The organism is Microvenator marinus (genome assembly GCF_007993755.1).
In the GTDB taxonomy this organism is placed as follows: domain Bacteria; phylum Myxococcota_A; class Bradymonadia; order Bradymonadales; family Bradymonadaceae; genus Allomicrovenator; species Allomicrovenator marinus.
Genome location: NZ_CP042467.1, coordinates 5432418 through 5449822, shown reverse-complemented (window position 1 = coordinate 5449822; position 17405 = coordinate 5432418). Strand labels below are relative to the sequence as shown.

Below are 17405 nucleotides of genomic sequence, written 5' to 3'. Positions count from 1 at the left end.
TGACGTCGTCGAGCGTCTCGCTTGGAATATCGAAATCTCGATGCCGCGCCATCGATTAGAATGAAGTTTCGCAAGGACGTTCATGTCACTTGCTGACCTACCCTCCGCCTACAGATTCTTTCGGTTGACCACCTCGCGTCATTCTAGTGCAATGCACGTCTAGTGGACTGAAGGAGAAGGATGACAGTCGAAGAAGACAAGGAGCATGGGAAGGGGCAGTTTCTGGTCTATCAATCCGAAGACGGCAAGCTCAAGCTTGATGTTCGGCTTGAGGGCGAGACGGTCTGGTTGACTCAACAGCTAATGGCGGAGCTTTTTCAGACAACACAGCAAAACATCAGCCTGCACATTCTTAATGTTTATGAAGAACTTGAGCTCTCACCCGAGGCAACTCACAAGAAATACTTGTCAGTTCGTTTAGAAGGAAAAAGAGAGGTCAAACGGCTTCTCGACTACTACAATTTGGACATGATTATCTCGGTTGGGTACCGAGTCAAAAGCCACGTGGCGACTCGTTTTCGGATCTGGGCGACGCAACAACTCACTGAGTTCATCCGAAAAGGATTCTTACTGGACGACGAACGTCTGAAGAATCCCGACCACCCGTTCGATTATTTTGAAGAACTTGAACGGCGCATTCAGGACATCAGGACGTCGGAGCGCAGGTTCTACCAGAAGATCACGGACATCTATGCCACGAGTATCGACTATGACCCAACGTTGGACCTGAGCATTGAGTTTTTCAAGACAGTGCAAAACAAGATGCATTGGGCCATCACTGGCCAGACCGCAGCCGAGATCGTTCATTCTCGAGTTGATGCGGACAAGCCCAATATGGGCCTGACAAGTTATCGTGGGCCGAAGGTTCGGAAACAGGATATTGCGACGGCCAAGAACTACCTGACAGAAGACGAATTGGCGGCGCTCAACAACCTTGTGGAGCAGTACCTAATCTTCGCTCAAGGTCAGGCGATGCGTCGAATTCCGATGTACATGAAGGACTGGATCAAAAAGCTAGATGGCTTTCTCGCAATCAACGACCGGGACATCCTCAATCATGCAGGCAAAATCTCTCATGAGATGGCCAAAAAACTGGCAGAAGCTGAATATGAGAAGTTTCATCAAAGACGCGTGCTCGAATCAGATTCGAAGCCAAGTGACTTCGACATCGTGTTACAGAACGTCCCAAAACGAAAAGACAGTTCATCCACTTGACTGGTGTTTTTCATGATTCGAAACGACTACCTGATGCGTTCCATCCAGCAACTGAGTCAGGCCTTTGGGCAGATTCTGGCGGGCAAGGATATCGAGTCCCCTGAGCACACTCTAGACCGGATTCAAGCCGCTATCGCCGATGCGTTCAACACCCGTCCTGAGTTCATTTTTTCGGAAGATATCGAGAGTGTTGACGAGTTTGATCCACGTTTGGCGGCCGAACTTGGACGCTTGTTCGCACTGCATGCGCGTACATCCTTCGCGGCCAATCGCGACGACTTGGCTCGCCTATCAACACCCTGGGCCATCCGCTGCCTTAAGCACGCGCTGGGCCAGATTGATACAACTTCAGCGCTGATTGCCGAAAGCGAACTCACGACGTTTTTGCGTCACGACGTCGCCCAAACCCACGCATCAGCGCTCGCCTTGCCTTCCTACGAGGCACTCTTTGACTTTGCGCGGCGCAATCGCCGAATCACTCAGGCTGAAGACGCGTTGTTCGCGGCAATTTCGCTGGGCGCGAACCCCGAGGTCGTCGAGGCAGGTCACCTCTTCTTTTCCGAACTCCTCCACATGGAAGATGACGAACTTGCGCGCGGTCAAACCTCAAGGGCGGAGATCCATGAGGTACTCGCGGAACTCAGCTAGGATGAGAGTACCTCAATGTCGCTTCTCTTTTTTGCGTTAATCGTAGTCTTCGGCACGTAATGTGCCAAACAGACGTGTAGCATGGACCGATGATTATTTTCTGTAGCGAACCTTTCGCACGACACAAGGTCGACTCAAGTTACGAGATGGAAGCCAACGCTGCAAAGGCGGCTGGTTGCCCCATCGAACTTATGGATTACGAGTCCCTCGTCTCACATGGCAATCCCCTATTAAAGCCTACCGCAAAGCCATCTCAGGCCCTGTATCGGGGCTGGATGCTACATGCCGAGGAGTATCGGCAACTCTACTCCCAGTGCGCTTCACACGGCATAAGACTCATCAACTCTCCAGAGCAATATGTCCATTGCCATCACCTTCCGTCGAGCTACTCGATTATTGCGGACAACACCGCCAAAACCGTGTGGTTTGAGCTCTCAGCCCACGATCTAGACAGCCAGATTGAAAACGCTCTCCAAGTCTTTGGTTCAAAGCCTGTCATCATTAAAGACTACGTAAAATCTGAGAAACACTACTGGAATGAGGCGTGTTTCATACCCGACGCCTCCAAGACAGAACACGCGCGACGCGTGATAGACCGATTTCTCGAATTGCGAGGTGAATCGCTGGCAGGAGGCCTGGTATTCCGTGAGTTTCTGGACCTCGATCCCATCGGCCCTCATCCTCAAAGTGGGATGCCGCAGTTCGTGGAGTTTCGACTCTTCTTCTTGGACCTTAAACTCGTGACATGCACCCCCTACTGGGACGAACAAATAAGCACCATTGCCCCGCCACTGCACGAATTCGAAGAACTCGCAAAGCACATCCAAAGTCGATTTTTCACTATGGATATTGCTCGCCTTGAAACCGGCCGATGGGTCGTCATTGAGCTTGGTGATGGTCAGGTCGCTGGGCTTCCAGCCCAGCTCGAACCCTCCACGTTCTACGCGCGCATCAAGGCCTTAAATCCTGAAAGTTCAAACTAAATCACCCAACGAAGAGATTCATGTATCCTCATGGGTCAATGAAAGATGATCGAGGTCCAGCCGAACGCTTTGGACATATTCGCTCGCGACAAGATCATCGAGCGTCAAGAATATGAAGCATGGTGAGTATGTGGATTTGGTTGTCAGGAGGCTCCAAATGCATGGCAAATAGCTTTTGGAACGGCTCCACCCTCCTCTCGCGGAACTTTGTTCATCCGGTTAACTCTCTTGCTATATTTTTCAGGCATTCTTCAGCCCACCCACGATGTCTCGGATCCGCAGTTCGTTCGGGCACGAAAAACTCAGCAAGGAACTCATCAGTCGTATAAGGCATCTTTTCCCACTCCCAGGCAGAATCATCCGACAAGATCAAGCCGTCTGTAAGCTTTGCAATTGAGCCAGCAAGAATGCCGTGCAGAAGGTTTGTGATTCCCAATTGTCCCATGGAACGTCGAAATGCCCAAGAGTGACCCGTTGCCAAACACTCCAGCGCCAATTCCCTGCGCCTGGCGAACTGCGGCAACTCAAAAAACTCGTCCCAAAGCTCTCGCGTGAGCCCCGTTGTTTTCCGACAATAGCCGTCGATCCCGCCTTCCAAGCCGCAAATTCCAAACCACAAGTATGAGCCATTCGCCCAGACGAAGTTTTCGTTGGGGTCTGGCATAGTGACGGACCTCTCGTCCATGGAACGGACAGGGTATGTCATTTGAATTGTTTGGTAAATTTGGAGCTCTTCAAGACGGAGGCTCATCTCGTGTGTCGTCACGTCGACAACTTCCGAATAAGTTGGAATCCGAGACGAACGAGGATAGATTTGGAAGGTCGTGGACATTAAGGATTCGGATGCGCAACAGACTCGTGAATTTGACGTTTCTTTTAGGAGCTTTGGGGCTCAGCTGTCGAGGCGAGACGCCCCATCCGGTGGCGCTCTACGTCCTCCCTGCAGATGAGTCTATCGTCTTTTTTCAAAAAGAGGATCGCGAACCTCATAGGTATCAACGGGTAACTTCGCAAAAGACTGAGACGTTGGATTGGCAACTGAATGTAGGGAGCCAACCCAAGTTCTACCGGCTCAACGACGGGAGAAACCTGATGTGCGGACACCTGATGGGAGGCACCGGCCACAGCTGCTGGTACTTGGGGCAAGGAACCCCCCGAGAGATTCCGGAGTCCGAATTCAAAAAATGGCTTGGGTCGGACTACTTAGGTCTGGGACCAAACGGAGAGTGGTGGTCCTCCGATGAGGACTCTTTGGGTTTCTCCCTTTCCCATAATGAGCCCCTCGGTGTTATCCGAAACCTGCCCGTCGAAGGCAGTTTCGGACATGTTGACTACAACCCGGTTTTAGACCGGTTTGCCCTGATGACGTACGATTCACGGCTCCAAATCTCCATTGTGACTCGAGAGCAGACCCTAGTTGACCGTTTCGCTCTCGGTCCCAGATCAGACCGAATGGGACTTGATACCATCTACGAGGGTGGACACGATCTTCTGTGGAGCCCCAACGGAAAGACTCTGGCGGTACGTTATGATGGCGAGATCTGGGTGTGGCAAGATGGGATGAAGCGCCGGCTGACGGAACACGTCTTCGAGCCCCCACTGCTTCCGTGGCAGACGGCCGATGCCAGCACCTCGAGACCTGAGTTGATAGATATCCTCGCCTTTTCGCCGGACAGCCAACATCTCCTGGTGCGCTCCACTCGGTACAGTGGACGGAAATACGTCAACTTCTTTGTGGGTCACAAACCTGATTATGAGGCTTTCGCCATACACGTTGAATCAGGTGAATGGCGTCGCTTACCCGTATCTGGGAGCAGTGCGATTTGGTTCAAAGGACAGCTCTAGCCACATGGTGACGCGCGGTTAGGATTGACCGCAAACGCAACGCTCGGCCAGCTCAACGACGGTGCCGTTAGGTGATTGGGAGTTCGTAGAACGTCAGCTGGCGCGTCTCCGGGTGAACGCAGGCGAGCATTGAATCGCTGACAGCAAAAGGCTCGTTCTTGCGGCACGGTACTTCGGCAAAAAGATTGCCTGTTTCTGCGTCCCAAACACGAATGGTGGAGCCCGAGTACTGCGTGCACGCCACGCGCCCTCCTCTGCCAAGTCCCGCGCAACTCATCCGAAACGTAGTCTCTGCGTGTCGATGCTCGCCGCAAACATCTCCTTCGGCAGAAATCACCCTGATTAGGCCCTGCCCTGCGTGAGCAATGATTCGACCAGTTTGGGCTATCGAAGGCCTTGGAATTTCATAATCAATCATGACATTGAGGCGCTCGTGGGTGTCGATATTCCAGAAAGAGATAATCGGAAATGTGTGGCTCACCACAATGTGCGTCTCATCAATGAAGCTCAGGTTCCAAATGCATGGCCAATAGCTTTTGGAACGGCTCCACCCCTCCTGCCACGGCACGCCGTGTGCCGCCTGAAACCGCCCTATTTCCTTGAGATCTGGCAACGAACAAATCCGGACATCGCCTTCATCATCACCAATCGCTACCCGAGTGCCATCCGGTGAAGGCATGCACGCAAGACCTAAGAAATCGAGCTCACTCAGCTTTCCATCCGCCAGAGCAAAGACCTTGTTCCGCGAGTGCGCCACCACAACGCCCGCTTGAGTAATCCAGACACTGCCGAGCCCCATCGGCGTTTCAAGCTTGGTGACCTTCTCCTTCTTGCCAGTCTTTGGGTCCACGAGCTGAATATCGCCGCTCCCATGTGCCGTGATAAACCGGCCGTCCGGTGTGGCCGTAATCGCGGTCAAAATGCTTCTGAAACCCTTGACCGCCCCAACCTCTTGAAGCCCGGAGACACGCGGTGCGCCCTTCAGTTGGGTAGGACGAGTCTCAATGCCTGGCGGCCACGCGTCCTCGATGCTTGTCCACGAAACCAGAGGCACACCCATAGGTCCACGCGCCCAGCTTTCGCGGTCCAAGTCCACGAATTCCCAGCAGAGATGCTGGTCAGCTTGTCGAAAGAAATCTTCCAACACATAGAGAATCAAGTCGTAGAGCTCTTCGTCCGTCAGCTTCTGACGCCTGTGAAACTCACAAATCAAGACCGCTTCGTCGGGATTGCTGGAGTCGGTAATCCACGTCGGAATCTCGAGCAAAACGGATTTCTCCAGCTCCACAAAAACCGTCCCATCCTCGCCCATCGACACTTCAATTTTGCCCATCTTATCTCTCACGAACTCTGACTCCCAATCGCGCATCTTAGAGGGGCTTTGCAGGTGATGCCATGATTAAAACCGAGAATTTCGAGCTGCTGAAAGGAAGTTGACTGAGCCTAAACTGCGAACTCTCGTAGAGACTTCGCCGTAATTTTCTCTGCTAGGGGAAACGTTGCCTCACCAGCGTGTACAACGGTGAGATGATCGAGTTGCAAATCCTCAATTGCGATGTGCATTGACTTTGAGGTCGAGGGACTATCGGAGCGTTTAAACTCAAAGCCCAACCGCTCTTCTCCACGGACCAAGAGCAGATCCAACTCGGCCCCTGCATGAGTAGCCCAGAAGTAGGCTTGATGCCTTGGATACGCGCGCAATACCTCCATCAAAGTAAACCCCTCCCAAGATGCTCCGAGCTTCGGATGGCGTTGCAGCCCTAACCAGCTATCAATACCCATGAGTGTGTGAAAAATCCCTGAATCGGACACGTAGAGCTTTGGCGACTTCACCTGTCGTTTCGAGATATTTTCAAACCAAGGCTGAAGCAGACGCACCATGAAGGTTGACTCAAGAATATCGATGTAACTACGGACAGTGTTATCGGCGAGCCCCAACGAGCGCCCCAGCTCCGAATAATTCAGCGTTTGGCCGTGATAGTGCGCCAACATCGCCCAGAACCGGCTGATGGTCGCAGACGATTGCGTAAAACCCAGTTGTGGAAGGTCACGCTGGACAAACGTCTGAATGAATTGCTCTCGCCACTCGGCACTGGCGTCATCATCTGTAGCCAATGTGGAACGCGGGAATCCTCCGCGGAGCCAGAGGTCCTGAAGGTGGGATTCGCCAATTTCGGCCAGGGAGAAACCCCGAAGTTGATGGAATGCAATTCGGCCAGCAAGAGACTCCGAACCATCCTGAATCAGTGCGGGTGACGCACTACCCAAGACCAGGAATCGGGTTGTCTTGGACTTGCGATCGGCAAGCACACGGAGCAATGGAAACAAGTCTGGCTTGAGTTGGATCTCGTCAATGATCACGAGGCCCTCAAGTGGTCGCAAGGCGAGGCTGGGTTCTGCCAGGCGAGCCTTGTCGCGAGGGTCTTCCAGATCAAAGTGATGCCACTGAGGTTCGAGCTCAGCAATCTGGAGCGCGAGAGTCGTCTTCCCAACTTGTCGCGGTCCAATCAAAGCGACCACCGGGAATTGCTCCAGCAGTCTTTTCACCCGCAAGAACTCTTCCTCTCTCTTTATGTGGTCAATCATTCTCGAAAACTCGATCTAAGAGATCGACATTTCTAGGATAACTGCAAAAAATCGTCAAGTTCCTTGAAACTCCGAAGCCGAAGATCGAATTTTCAAGGATTACCCCTTCACTAGCTTCACAAGTCCCGGACTAAGGTCTACCAACGTTTTGCGGTAGAGGCCGCCAAGCGCCTCTAGTGAGCTTTTGTCGGTCAATGTCGAGCTCCCACCCGTTTGGCTTTTCGGATGTGGCGATGAGACAGCCCGAAGCATCAGAGGCAGCAAAGACTGCGGAGGGTGTTCCTCCGGGACCTGCATACCAGGAACTTTTCAGTGCCCGTTCGTTGACACCGGCGGCGGCGCGCGCCGACTACGGCGTCGATCTCGAGAGCCTAACAACCTTTGAGGCCCGCAACTGCATCTCCCATGTGCCGTGATAAACCGGCCGTCCGGTGTGGCCGTAATCGCGGTCAAAAAGCTTCTAAAACCTTTGACTGCCCCAACCTCAGAAAGCCCGGAGACACGCGGTGCGCCCTTCAATTGGGTAGGACGAGTCTCAATGCCCGGCGGCCACGCGTCCTCGGATTTGTTTTGCGCTGGATTAAGCTAGCCAAGACCGAGAAGACCCGAGCAGCTCGCGTTTGCGAGATTGCTACCCATTCAGCACAGGGGAAAAAGCTGAAAGGAAGTTGATCTTAACTATCCGTTGGGAGGAGTTTGAAAAAGCGTGTATCGACCCCAGAAACCAGATGGTGCAGATTTGACTGCACATGGTGCATGCACTCGGATTCCTCCAGAAGAGGTGGCCCATGTCCATGATTACAGTTCGACAATTAGACCAGAGAGACAAAGAGTGGTTGCGCGAACAGGCATCGAACGCCGGAATCTCCATGGAAGAGTTTGTGCGCCGCTTGATCCGTGAACGACGGACCCAGAACATGAAGAAACCTTCTGAAATCGTGCGTGAATGTTTCGGCGAGGCACATGGCGTAGAGCTCAATCTTGAACCGCGAAACACAACTTTTGGACAAGCTTTTTCAGGATAGAGTCATTGCATTCGACCGAGAATGCGCAGAGAACACAGCCAGATACATGGTCCGCTCGTCAAACCTCCACCCCACACATCACCTCGCCGACAGCATCATCGCTGGATGCGCAATTACGCATAGATTGGAAGTCGCGACACGGAATGTGTCCGACTTCAATTCGCAGTTGGTCAGAGTTGTAAACCCCTGGTCCTAGTGGAACCCAGCTCTTGCCACAAAGCGGTGTCAGCCAGCCGTGACCGGGCTAGCCCTTCACGAGGTCGAGCTCCCGCCACCGCGCCGCAACTCAGCCAAAATCTGGTCACTCAAGTCGGAGCTCGTCATGTTGGGAGGCTGCAGGCAGAGGTCGACAAGCCCGCCTTCACGAATCTCCTTGATAAACCCATCGATTTCAATGCCTGGCTCGAGCTGGCCAAGCGAATCGTTGTTAAAGACCATGCCCAGATACTCATCATTGACGGCACATTCCCAACCGAGCTCCGTTTGACGCAGCACAAAGAGGGAGAACTGATCCGTTGGGTCCACAGCTCAGACCGATACCTTGTCGCGGTCTGCCACGGCCCAAGTCTCCGTCGACGCAAGGCTGAGGCCGACGAGAACCGCTCGGTAAGCGAACAGGTCGAGACCGCCCTCTTTGAACTACTCCCAAGCGGACGCACGCTGATATTGGACGTGGCCAATGAACTTGGGATAGGCCAACGTACGATATGTCAAAGAACCCTGTATCCGCCATGCGTAGCCGCCAACCGATTGAAGTTCGCCCAGCACGTTAGCCAGAGGCGGCCTTCTTCAGCCGAATAGCCCTCGTCTGGAAACAGATGGAGGGCGAGCATCTCTTTTTGTCGATCAATCCCATCAGCAATCTTCAGACATTCGGCGGGGGTAACCAGCCAGCCTGAATTTGACTGGAACTTGTACGTAGGTGGGTTGTTGTTGTGGCCGGGAGCGTCTAAGATTAGGCGCACTTTCGCCTCGTAGTCGGTCTCGGTAGGTTTCGGAAAGTCGGGTGGTGCATCCAATCCGAGGACGTTCGCCGATTGCATCGCCAGCACGGTGACTGGCATCGCCCTGCTAGTATACTGATGATGTCCGGGAGTCGACGGATTCTGCAGAATCATTCCATCCGGCACCTTGGTGGGGCTTTCTATCATTTGCATCTCGTAACCCATATAAGTCTCCAACTCTTAAGTGTCTGTTTGAACGTAGTGCACGAGCTTCACATGGCCCGGACTAAGGTCTACCAACTTCTTGCGGTAGAGGCCGCCGAGAGCTTCTTTATAAGCCCTTTTGCTCACGCCGTACGCTTCGAAGATTTCGTCGGGCGAGCTCTTGTCGGTCAATGTCGAGCTCCCGCCACCGCGCCGCAACTCAGCCAAAATCTGGTCACCCAAGTCGGAGCTCGTCATGTTGGGAGGCTGCAGGCAGAGGTCGACAAGCCCGCCTTCACGAATCTCCTTGATAAACCCATCGATTTCAATGCCTGGCTCGAGCTGGCCAAGCGAATCGTTGTTAAAAACCATTCCTAAGAACTCATCATTGACGGCACATTCCCAACCAAGGTCCGTTTGACGCAGCACATAGAGCGTGACCTCGTCACCTATTTTTGCGTCTTTCGAAACTTTGCCCATGAACTTTTTAATCTTGGTGCTAGCAGCAATTCGGCCCGTATTATCAACGTAAACGTAGACCACATAACGTTTCCCGGGCCTCATTTCGCGCTGCTGTTCTGAAAAAGGTACGAACAAGTTCTTGTCCAGTCCCCACTCCAAAAAAGCCCCAATATCGTTTACTTCGACTACTTCCAAAAACGCACACTCGCCGACTTCGGCATATGGCTTTTCGGTTGTAGCGATAGGACGGCCCGACGAGTCAGGATAGATGAACGCCTCAATACTTTGGCCAATGGCTGCGCCGGCGGGCACCCCGTTCTTGGGAAGTAGGATGTCGCCCAGAGACCCGCCGTCCAAGTAGACTCCGTGCTCGGAAAGTCTGCTGATTTTGAGTCGATTTGTCTGTCCGATCATAGCCATACTGTTCTCTCGCTAGTCTTGAGTACCTCCCTTCTATACCTCAAACAAGACTATGTCGCATGCGTTCGTCAGCAAATGAGCTTCCCATTCACCTCAAATTTCGGATTTCGAAATCCCATTGCAACCCAGGCTGCGAACAACTTTGCGAAAAAGGCAATCGAGTGGGTCTTAAGGTTGGGGATATCCGTTGGCAAGGCGGACTGATCGGCGAGGTCACCCGTCATGGTTCGAAGCTCGGGCTTGGGCCGCCTCTCTTCGGGCCAGAGGTGCAGATAGAGGCATAGCCAGTGGGCGCCATTCAGTTCAAGAAACACGGGCGTATTGCAACACGTGGCTACCACGCGCCTCGTTCCGGCATCAGACTTGAGCCGGAACTCCTTCAAAGTGTCCTGACCCGACGTGATTCGGACTCGGTCTTTGCGATAGTCGGCAGAAGGCGTTGCGCCATATGAGGTGAGGATATTGTCGGCGTCTGGCAGGGTCGCCAGTCGCGCCGCCGCAGCACGACAGCTTTCGCAGAGGCACTCCACCACGAGGAATGGCTCGCCTTGAACTTCCAGCCGCGTGTGTCCGCACGAACATCCGATTTCAGTGGTCTCTAACATTTGTTTTCCTCGGTCAATTTGAAGAGTTGCCGGACATAGCGATCCAAGTGATCGAGACTTTCTCGGGCGATTTCTGGATCGTTACCTGCCTTGGCCAGAATGAACGCGCCCTGCAGAACGGTCTGTGTGTGCCGCGCGAGGCTTTCTGCCGTCCAATCGCCCTCTATGTCATGCGCCTGCCGCGCCGCCTCGATATCAGCCACCAGCGTATCGGCATGCCCCAAAATCGCGCGACCACACGCCTCACGGATGGGGTCAGACGACGCGTGCACTTCCTGGATCATAGTTCCAGCCAGGCAGGTGAACTCAGCGAGGTCGCCTTGAATGATGGCCTTGCGAAAAGCGATGTAGGCGAGCACTCGGTCGAGTGGGTCTGCGGGCTGGTGATAGGGGGCGTTTACAAAGAGCGATGAGGTCGTTTCTGCCCAGAATTCGGCCGCAGCAACGCCTAGGTCTTCTTTGCTCTTAAAGTGATGGAAGAACGCCCCTTTGGTGACCTCTGCGGCTTTGCAGAGGTCGTCAACGCTGGTCGCCGCGAACCCCTTGGCGCGGATGATATCGCGCGCCGCCTCAAGGAGGCGTATTCGTGCGTCACCGCGGTCGGGCGATTTTTTGGTGGGTCGTGGTGTCATGGTGTGTTGTTAAAAGCTGCCTCAAGGGCGGCGATATCAAACTTGCCCATCTCCATCATCGCGGCTTGAGCTCGGCTGGCTGCCTCACGATCCTCAGAGCCAAGTAGTTGCGGAAGCACTTCAGGCACGATCTGCCACGACACACCGAACCGGTCCACGAGCCAACCACAACGACTTTCGGCGCCTCCGTCAGCAATCAGCGACGACCAGAGGTGGTCCGTCTCTTCTTGGTCTTTGGTCAACACGCTGATCGAGGCAGCCGGCGAGAGCTCGTAGTGTGGCCCTCCGGTCAAAATCATCATCGGGCAGCCGTGCAGGGTGAATTCCACGACCATCGGGTCGTCTGGATTTCCATGCGCATACACGGCGTCAATCTCGCTATTAGGCAGGAGTGACACGTAGAACTCAGCCGCCTTTAGACCGTGTTTTTCGAACCATAAACAAGTTCGCACCTTTGATCGAAAAGTCATAACTCGTCTCCCTCTTGGGTCGCCTCTTTGGGTTTGGCGGCGACAGCGTTTCCGTCTTGAACATATACATACCGAACGGTTGGTATGTTGTAAAGTGATGAGTGCATTGTCAAAGCTAAAATTCGGCATAGTCCCACCATACTTGCTAAATCCCTGGTGTGATTAGCTTTAAGTCCTGCATTCCTGAAAAGGTCACGATTTAGAACGAATGAGGACTTGATGAGCAAAGACGAGGAAGACACACACGAGAGTCACGACAAACACAAAAATCACGAAGAACACAAGAATCACGACAAGCACGCAGGTCATAGCGTGGCTAAGTTTCGATCCAAGTTTTGGTTGAGCCTTGTGCTCACTTTCCCAGTCCTAATCTGGTCGGAACACATACAAGAGCTTCTGGGCTTCACGGCGCCGAGCTTTCCGGGCTCTGGGTACATCGAACCCGCCTTGGGGACATTCATCTTCTTCTATGGTGGGCTGGTATTTTTGAAGAGCGGTTGGGGCGAGATCAAGGATCGTATGCCCGGAATGATGACCCTAATATCACTGGCCATCACAGTGGCATTCGTCTTCAGCGTCGCTGTCGAACTTGGGTTTGACGCTTCGCCCCTCTGGTGGGAGTTGGCCACCCTCGTGACGATCATGCTTCTCGGCCACTGGATCGAGATGCGCTCGATCTCGAGCGCCCAAGGCGCGCTAAAGGAACTGGCCAAACTCTTGCCCGATAAAGCCACACTTATCGTCGATGGCGAAAACAAAGAGGTGGGTGTCGATGAGCTGGCCGAAGGTGACTTGATTCTTGTTCGTCCTGGCGAGCGCATGCCCGTCGACGGCCTAATTCGCGAGGGAAAAAGCAGCCTCAACGAGTCGATGATTACGGGAGAGTCTGAGCCGGTAGGCAGAGGTGAGGATGACGAGGTCATCGCCGGAACCGTCAATGGCGAGGGCACGCTTCGAGTCGAAGTCAAAGGTGTTGGCGACAAGACGAAGCTCTCCGGCATCATGCGACTCGTAGCCCAGGCTCAGGAGTCAAAATCGCGTTCACAAGTTTTGGCCGACCGCGCGGCGCAACTCCTCACGGGTGTGGCCATCGCCTCAGCCCTGATTACGTTTGTCGTCTGGCAATTGCTGGGCAAGCCGATCGACTTCACGGTGGTTCGCGTTGTGACCGTGCTCGTGATCGCCTGCCCTCACGCATTGGGACTAGCGGTCCCGTTGGTGGTGGCGATTTCCACGACGATGGGCGCGCGCTCCGGACTCTTGATTCGAGACCGTCGTGGTCTTGAGGAAGCTCGCAATCTAGACGCCGTTATCTTCGACAAGACTGGGACCTTGACCATCGGGGAATTCCGCGTGGTCGCCATCGAAACTGCAGAAGATTTGTCCGAACAAGATGCCCTTCGCATCGCCGCTGGAATCGAGTCTGAATCAGAACATCCCATCGCCCAGGGCATCGTCAAGAGCGCAGACGAACGCGAGATCGACTATCCCGAGGCTCGGGACTTCAAGAATATTACGGGTAAAGGAGTTGTCGCCACACTTGACGGCGAGGAATACAGGATGGGTGGTCCTGCAATGGTCGAAGGGGTTGATGTTCCGGAAAACCTGAAAGATGCGGCAAAGAAAGCGGGTGAGAACGCACAGTCCGCAATCTACCTCATCAAAGAGGATTCGGCGTTGGCCGTCTTCGCTGTAGCGGATGCCATTCGAGAAGAGAGTTTTGAGGCCGTAAAGGCCCTGCACGATCGCGGAATCGAAGTCGCAATGCTCACGGGCGACTCTCAGGCCGTTGCCGATTCGGTGGCTAAAAAGCTCGGCATCGACACAGTTTTTGCCCAGGTCCTCCCCGAAGACAAAGCCAAAAAAGTCAAAGAATTGCAGAGTCAGGGCAAGACCGTGGCTATGGTGGGAGATGGCGTCAACGACGCTCCAGCGCTCGCCACTTCGGATATTGGAATCGCCGTTGGCGCAGGCACAGATGTAGCCGTGGAGGCTGGCCATATTGTGCTCGTTCGTTCGGATCCACGAGACATTTCACGCATCGTCAGCCTCTCGAAAGCGACACGACGAAAGATGATTCAGAACTTATGGTGGGCCGCAGGCTACAACATCCTCGCCCTGCCGTTGGCCGCAGGCGTCGGATACTCTTGGGGAGTTTTGCTCACACCAGCGGTCGGAGCGGTCCTGATGTCTGCGAGCACCGTCATCGTGGCAATCAACGCCCAACTTCTCAGACGCGTCGACCTCGATGCTCAATAATTCTTCGAGTTTGAAATCAGTCGATAAATGAATTAAATTCGAGGCCTTAGGTAAGAGGAGCGGTGATGAAACGACGAATCAAGGTGTCTCGGAGCGGCCTTACAGAATGTTCTGCTTGCGAGCAGCATATTCGGATTGAACCCAAGGTGGTGGAAACAGTGTGTCCGTTTTGCGGCACGCCTCTGGCAGTTGCAGAAAGTGATGACGGGCTTTCAGCACTTCGTAGTAATCGCTCGCTCTTCGCTGCCTCACTTGTGGGTATTGCGCTCTCTGCGGGGTGTATTGAGGATCCACCACCAGAGAACAACACCCCGAACAATACCGTCGCCCCTGTTTATGGCGTGCCGATAGACCCGGATATGGGCGCGGATATGAACGAGGATATGGAAGTCGACATGGCCGATGAGCCGCTCCCAATGCCGGAGTATGGCCTACCCTTCGATCCTGATATGGGCGACGCGGACATGGAAGTCGACATGGCCGATGAGCCGCTCCCAATGCCGGAGTATGGCCTACCCTTCGACCCGGATATGGGCGAAACCGACATGGACGGCGGTTAAAATGGCAGGCGAGCCAGCAGGCAAAGGTGTTCGTCAGCTCAGGGCGGAGGATTTCGAAAGAAAGACACCCATCTACTGCGTGTGGGAAATTACGCTGGCGTGCGATCTGGGATGTCGTCATTGTGGCTCGCGCGCTGGGGATGTCCGCCCCGACGAGTTGAGCACCGATGAATGCCTGGAGGTCGTCGCCCAGCTTGCAGACATGGGCCTGCGCGAGGTGACGCTGATTGGAGGCGAGGCCTACCTGCGTGAAGACTGGGACATCATCGCCCGTGAGATCACGCGGCGGGGGATGGCATGCGGCATCACGACCGGCGCTAGAAATCTCACCCAGGAGCGCGTTGACCGCGCCGCGGATGCCGGCGTGCGCACGATCTCGGTTTCCATAGATGGTCTGGAGAAGACCCACGACGCCCAACGCGGTCGCAAAGGGTCCTTCCGAGCCGCTATCGAAGCTGCTGAGCGCGTGGCAGCAAGCCCGATTCGCCTGGCCAACAATACCCAAATCAATCGCATGTCCATGCCAGAACTCCCCGCTCTGGCCCAGATACTCGCGGATATTGGCTCCAAGGCGTGGCAAATTCAGATCACGGTGGCCATGGGACGGGCGGCGGACCGGCCTGAGCTATTGCTCCAGCCTTACGAGCTCTTGGAGCTATTCCCGATGTTGGTCTGGATCAAAAAGACCATCCTTGAACCCGGAGGGGTCGGGCTCTATCCGGGCAACAACGTGGGTTATTTCGGGCCATGGGAAAAATACCTCCGCTTTGGCGGCGACTCTGGGGCCCACTGGAACGGTTGCGGGGCTGGCACCTATACGCTCGGGTTGGAAGCGGACGGCAAGATTAAGGGTTGCCCTTCCCTACCATCCACAGCATTTACCGGCGGAAATATTCGAGACATGAAGATCGCCGACGCGGTCTCGAACTCCGAGCAGATTAACCATATTGGACAACGTGGTGTCGACGATCTCTGGGGCTATTGCAAAGAGTGCTACTACGCCGATATCTGCAAGGCCGGATGTACGTGGACATCCTATTGCCTGCTTGGTCGCTCGGGGAACAACCCGTACTGCATCCATCGCGCCACCGAGTTCGAAAAGATGGGACTGCGCGAAACCGTGGTTAAGGTGGAGGCCGCCCCGGGGAAGCCGTTTGATAATGGTCGTTTCGAAATCGTGGTTGAACCCTTCCCTGACGATGACGTGCCTTCGATTTCGGGGTTTAGCATGGAAGATGTGCTCGCGCTGAATGCCCAGTCCTTAAGTGCTTGGCCACGCGAGGAGATTGCGAAATTCCTCCGTCATCGCTGAGATGTTCTCGACAGATTAATCCACATGCTCAATTCGCAGAATCTCTTCACGGTTCAACACGATTCGGGACAACCAGTTCGTTCGCTTGAGTTCCGACGGAGAAGACCGTAACATCGGCGATCTCTATGAGCGTTTCCCGGACGGGGTCGCCGCTCAGGAGGAACTGGAATTGATGCTGTGCCGGGCCTGAGTGGATTGCCTTGAAATGAATGTGACGGAGAGCGATGTACTCGAGGTTCTGCGCGCGATCGAGACAGGCGAGATCACGCTCACGCCAGACCGCGATCCGCAGGAACATATCAAGGGCGATGTTCTCTTTTCCGCCTCAAATGGTTGGAAGATCGAAGTCTCGAACTGGAGCGGCGAGTTTGCCGGGATTGTGGAGATCGTCCTGCCGGATGGACGGGTTCTGGACATGGAATACCTCGACAACCGGATGCCTCAGGTGGCGGCACATTTTCCCAACCCGGACGTGGCTTGGTTCGCCTACGGAATGAGAAAAGTCATCACCGGCTATATTTTCGCATCAGCGGACAAACCTGGTCGTTTTGCTGATGCCGAGCCGGGAGATGTCATCTCCAATCCTGACGCCGAGCCGCCTTATATCATTGTCGATGAAACTCTAGCGGATGTGGTGGTCGCGCGTTGGCCGGGGCAGCTGTGGCGCGTGCAGGTCATAGAGGCTATCGAGCCTCAGGGTCATCGCGGGAACTATACGCGCAGCCGGTCTGTGAAGCTGCTGGACCGCGTCGATACACACTGGCTTTTCGGCCGTCATGGCGAGGCGGTTGAAGACATTCTGCGCGTCGCGACTGTGTTGACGGAAGTCCAGGCACAAACGCTGAGATCCCACCGGCACCCTGATGCCAAGGCGCTGCAAAGCGCGGGCTATCACCGCTGGCTCGAACAGGAAGGGCAGAAAGTTGCGGAGGGACGGGACATGAGCGGTGTGGTTGCGGCAGGGCAAGGGCGATCGCGATCTCCCATCGGTTACGGCCTGTCGCTCATCCACGGGGGGGTCTGGGAGTCTGCCCAACATGCGGCCGGAGATGCCGCATTTGATGAGGATGAAGAGGAGCGGTGGCTGGTCGCGCCCTGGTCGGACGCGGCCGGGGCCCTGATGGATGCGGGCTGGGCACTTGGCGTGCCGGACTTGTTTGACGAGGCTGAACGGGAGATCCTGCTCCAGGCCTGGAAGGCGCGGGTGCAGTCATGAAGCGGATGCCGTACTTTCC

At 54.6% G+C, this 17405-nt stretch carries 19 protein-coding genes; 10 read left to right on the top strand and 9 right to left on the bottom strand.

All coding sequences use genetic code 11. From position 1 onward, the window contains the following. The first annotated feature begins 180 nt into the window (after positions 1-180). From FRD01_RS22425 to FRD01_RS22415, 3 genes are all read left to right on the top strand, one after another. A complete protein-coding gene (locus tag FRD01_RS22425; RefSeq protein ID WP_146963178.1) occupies positions 181-1215 on the top strand; it encodes a virulence RhuM family protein in 1035 nt (344 codons plus the stop codon). A 12-nt stretch (positions 1216-1227) separates the two neighbouring features. Next, entirely contained in the window at positions 1228-1863 is a 636-nt protein-coding gene (locus FRD01_RS22420) for a DUF6483 family protein (protein ID WP_146963177.1), read from the top strand. 89 nt (positions 1864-1952) lie between these two features. Continuing rightward, a complete protein-coding gene (locus tag FRD01_RS22415; protein WP_146963175.1) occupies positions 1953-2846 on the top strand; it encodes an ATP-grasp domain-containing protein in 894 nt (297 codons plus the stop codon). Positions 2847-3057: 211 nt separating this feature from the next. On the opposite strand, the gene FRD01_RS22410 is transcribed toward FRD01_RS22415, so the two are convergent. Then, on the bottom strand, positions 3058-3510 hold the full coding sequence (locus FRD01_RS22410; protein ID WP_146963173.1) for a hypothetical protein: 453 nt from the start codon (positions 3508-3510) through the stop codon (positions 3058-3060). 179 nt (positions 3511-3689) lie between these two features. On the opposite strand from FRD01_RS22410, the gene FRD01_RS22405 reads away from it, so the two are divergent. Beyond that, positions 3690-4691, top strand: coding sequence for a hypothetical protein (locus FRD01_RS22405; protein ID WP_146963172.1), 1002 nt, complete (start codon positions 3690-3692; stop codon positions 4689-4691). A gap of 67 nt (positions 4692-4758) precedes the next feature. Here FRD01_RS22405 and FRD01_RS22400 read toward each other — a convergent pair whose 3' ends face one another. Next, a complete protein-coding gene (locus FRD01_RS22400; protein WP_146963170.1) occupies positions 4759-6024 on the bottom strand; it encodes a WD40 repeat domain-containing protein in 1266 nt (421 codons plus the stop codon). A 110-nt stretch (positions 6025-6134) separates the two neighbouring features. Beyond that, complete coding sequence (locus tag FRD01_RS22395) at positions 6135-7265, bottom strand: ATP-binding protein (protein WP_430700865.1); 1131 nt, start codon at positions 7263-7265, stop codon at positions 6135-6137. Positions 7266-7510: 245 nt separating this feature from the next. On the opposite strand from FRD01_RS22395, the gene FRD01_RS22390 reads away from it, so the two are divergent. Both FRD01_RS22390 and FRD01_RS22385 read left to right on the top strand, forming a co-directional pair. After that, positions 7511-7693, top strand: coding sequence for a hypothetical protein (locus FRD01_RS22390; protein WP_146963167.1), 183 nt, complete (start codon positions 7511-7513; stop codon positions 7691-7693). Between the two features lie 372 nt (positions 7694-8065). Continuing rightward, positions 8066-8302: a FitA-like ribbon-helix-helix domain-containing protein gene (locus FRD01_RS22385; RefSeq protein WP_146963166.1), complete on the top strand. Its 237-nt coding sequence runs from the start codon at positions 8066-8068 to the stop codon at positions 8300-8302. A gap of 252 nt (positions 8303-8554) precedes the next feature. Here FRD01_RS22385 and FRD01_RS22380 read toward each other — a convergent pair whose 3' ends face one another. The 6 genes from FRD01_RS22380 to FRD01_RS22355 all read right to left on the bottom strand — a co-directional run bounded on the left by FRD01_RS22380 (position 8555) and on the right by FRD01_RS22355 (position 12039). After that, positions 8555-8827 carry a hypothetical protein gene (locus FRD01_RS22380; RefSeq protein WP_146963165.1) on the bottom strand — a complete coding sequence of 91 codons (273 nt, stop codon included), beginning with the start codon at positions 8825-8827 and terminating at the stop codon, positions 8555-8557. Positions 8828-9012: 185 nt separating this feature from the next. Beyond that, positions 9013-9453, bottom strand: a complete 441-nt coding sequence (locus FRD01_RS22375) for a hypothetical protein (RefSeq protein ID WP_146963164.1) — start codon at positions 9451-9453, stop codon at positions 9013-9015. 33 nt (positions 9454-9486) lie between these two features. Next, positions 9487-10332 (bottom strand): CvfB family protein, encoded by an 846-nt coding sequence (locus FRD01_RS22370; RefSeq protein ID WP_146963163.1) that lies wholly within the window; start codon positions 10330-10332, stop codon positions 9487-9489. Between the two features lie 68 nt (positions 10333-10400). Next, positions 10401-10937, bottom strand: coding sequence for a GFA family protein (locus FRD01_RS22365; RefSeq protein WP_146963162.1), 537 nt, complete (start codon positions 10935-10937; stop codon positions 10401-10403). Further along, positions 10931-11569, bottom strand: coding sequence for a TetR/AcrR family transcriptional regulator (locus FRD01_RS22360; RefSeq protein WP_146963161.1), 639 nt, complete (start codon positions 11567-11569; stop codon positions 10931-10933). Before FRD01_RS22360 ends, FRD01_RS22365 begins: the two co-directional genes overlap by 7 nt. After that, a complete protein-coding gene (locus tag FRD01_RS22355) occupies positions 11566-12039 on the bottom strand; it encodes a VOC family protein (protein WP_146963160.1) in 474 nt (157 codons plus the stop codon). Before FRD01_RS22355 ends, FRD01_RS22360 begins: the two co-directional genes overlap by 4 nt. A gap of 219 nt (positions 12040-12258) precedes the next feature. On the opposite strand from FRD01_RS22355, the gene FRD01_RS22350 reads away from it, so the two are divergent. The 4 genes from FRD01_RS22350 (at position 12259) to FRD01_RS22335 (ending at position 17386) form a co-directional block, all read left to right on the top strand. Beyond that, positions 12259-14298 carry a heavy metal translocating P-type ATPase gene (locus FRD01_RS22350; RefSeq protein ID WP_146963159.1) on the top strand — a complete coding sequence of 680 codons (2040 nt, stop codon included), beginning with the start codon at positions 12259-12261 and terminating at the stop codon, positions 14296-14298. Between the two features lie 65 nt (positions 14299-14363). Further along, positions 14364-14858: a hypothetical protein gene (locus FRD01_RS22345; RefSeq protein ID WP_146963158.1), complete on the top strand. Its 495-nt coding sequence runs from the start codon at positions 14364-14366 to the stop codon at positions 14856-14858. Between the two features lies 1 nt (position 14859). After that, positions 14860-16170, top strand: coding sequence for a radical SAM/SPASM domain-containing protein (locus tag FRD01_RS22340; protein ID WP_146963157.1), 1311 nt, complete (start codon positions 14860-14862; stop codon positions 16168-16170). 205 nt (positions 16171-16375) lie between these two features. Further along, complete coding sequence (locus FRD01_RS22335; protein ID WP_146963156.1) at positions 16376-17386, top strand: hypothetical protein; 1011 nt, start codon at positions 16376-16378, stop codon at positions 17384-17386. The last annotated feature ends 19 nt before the right edge of the window (positions 17387-17405 follow it).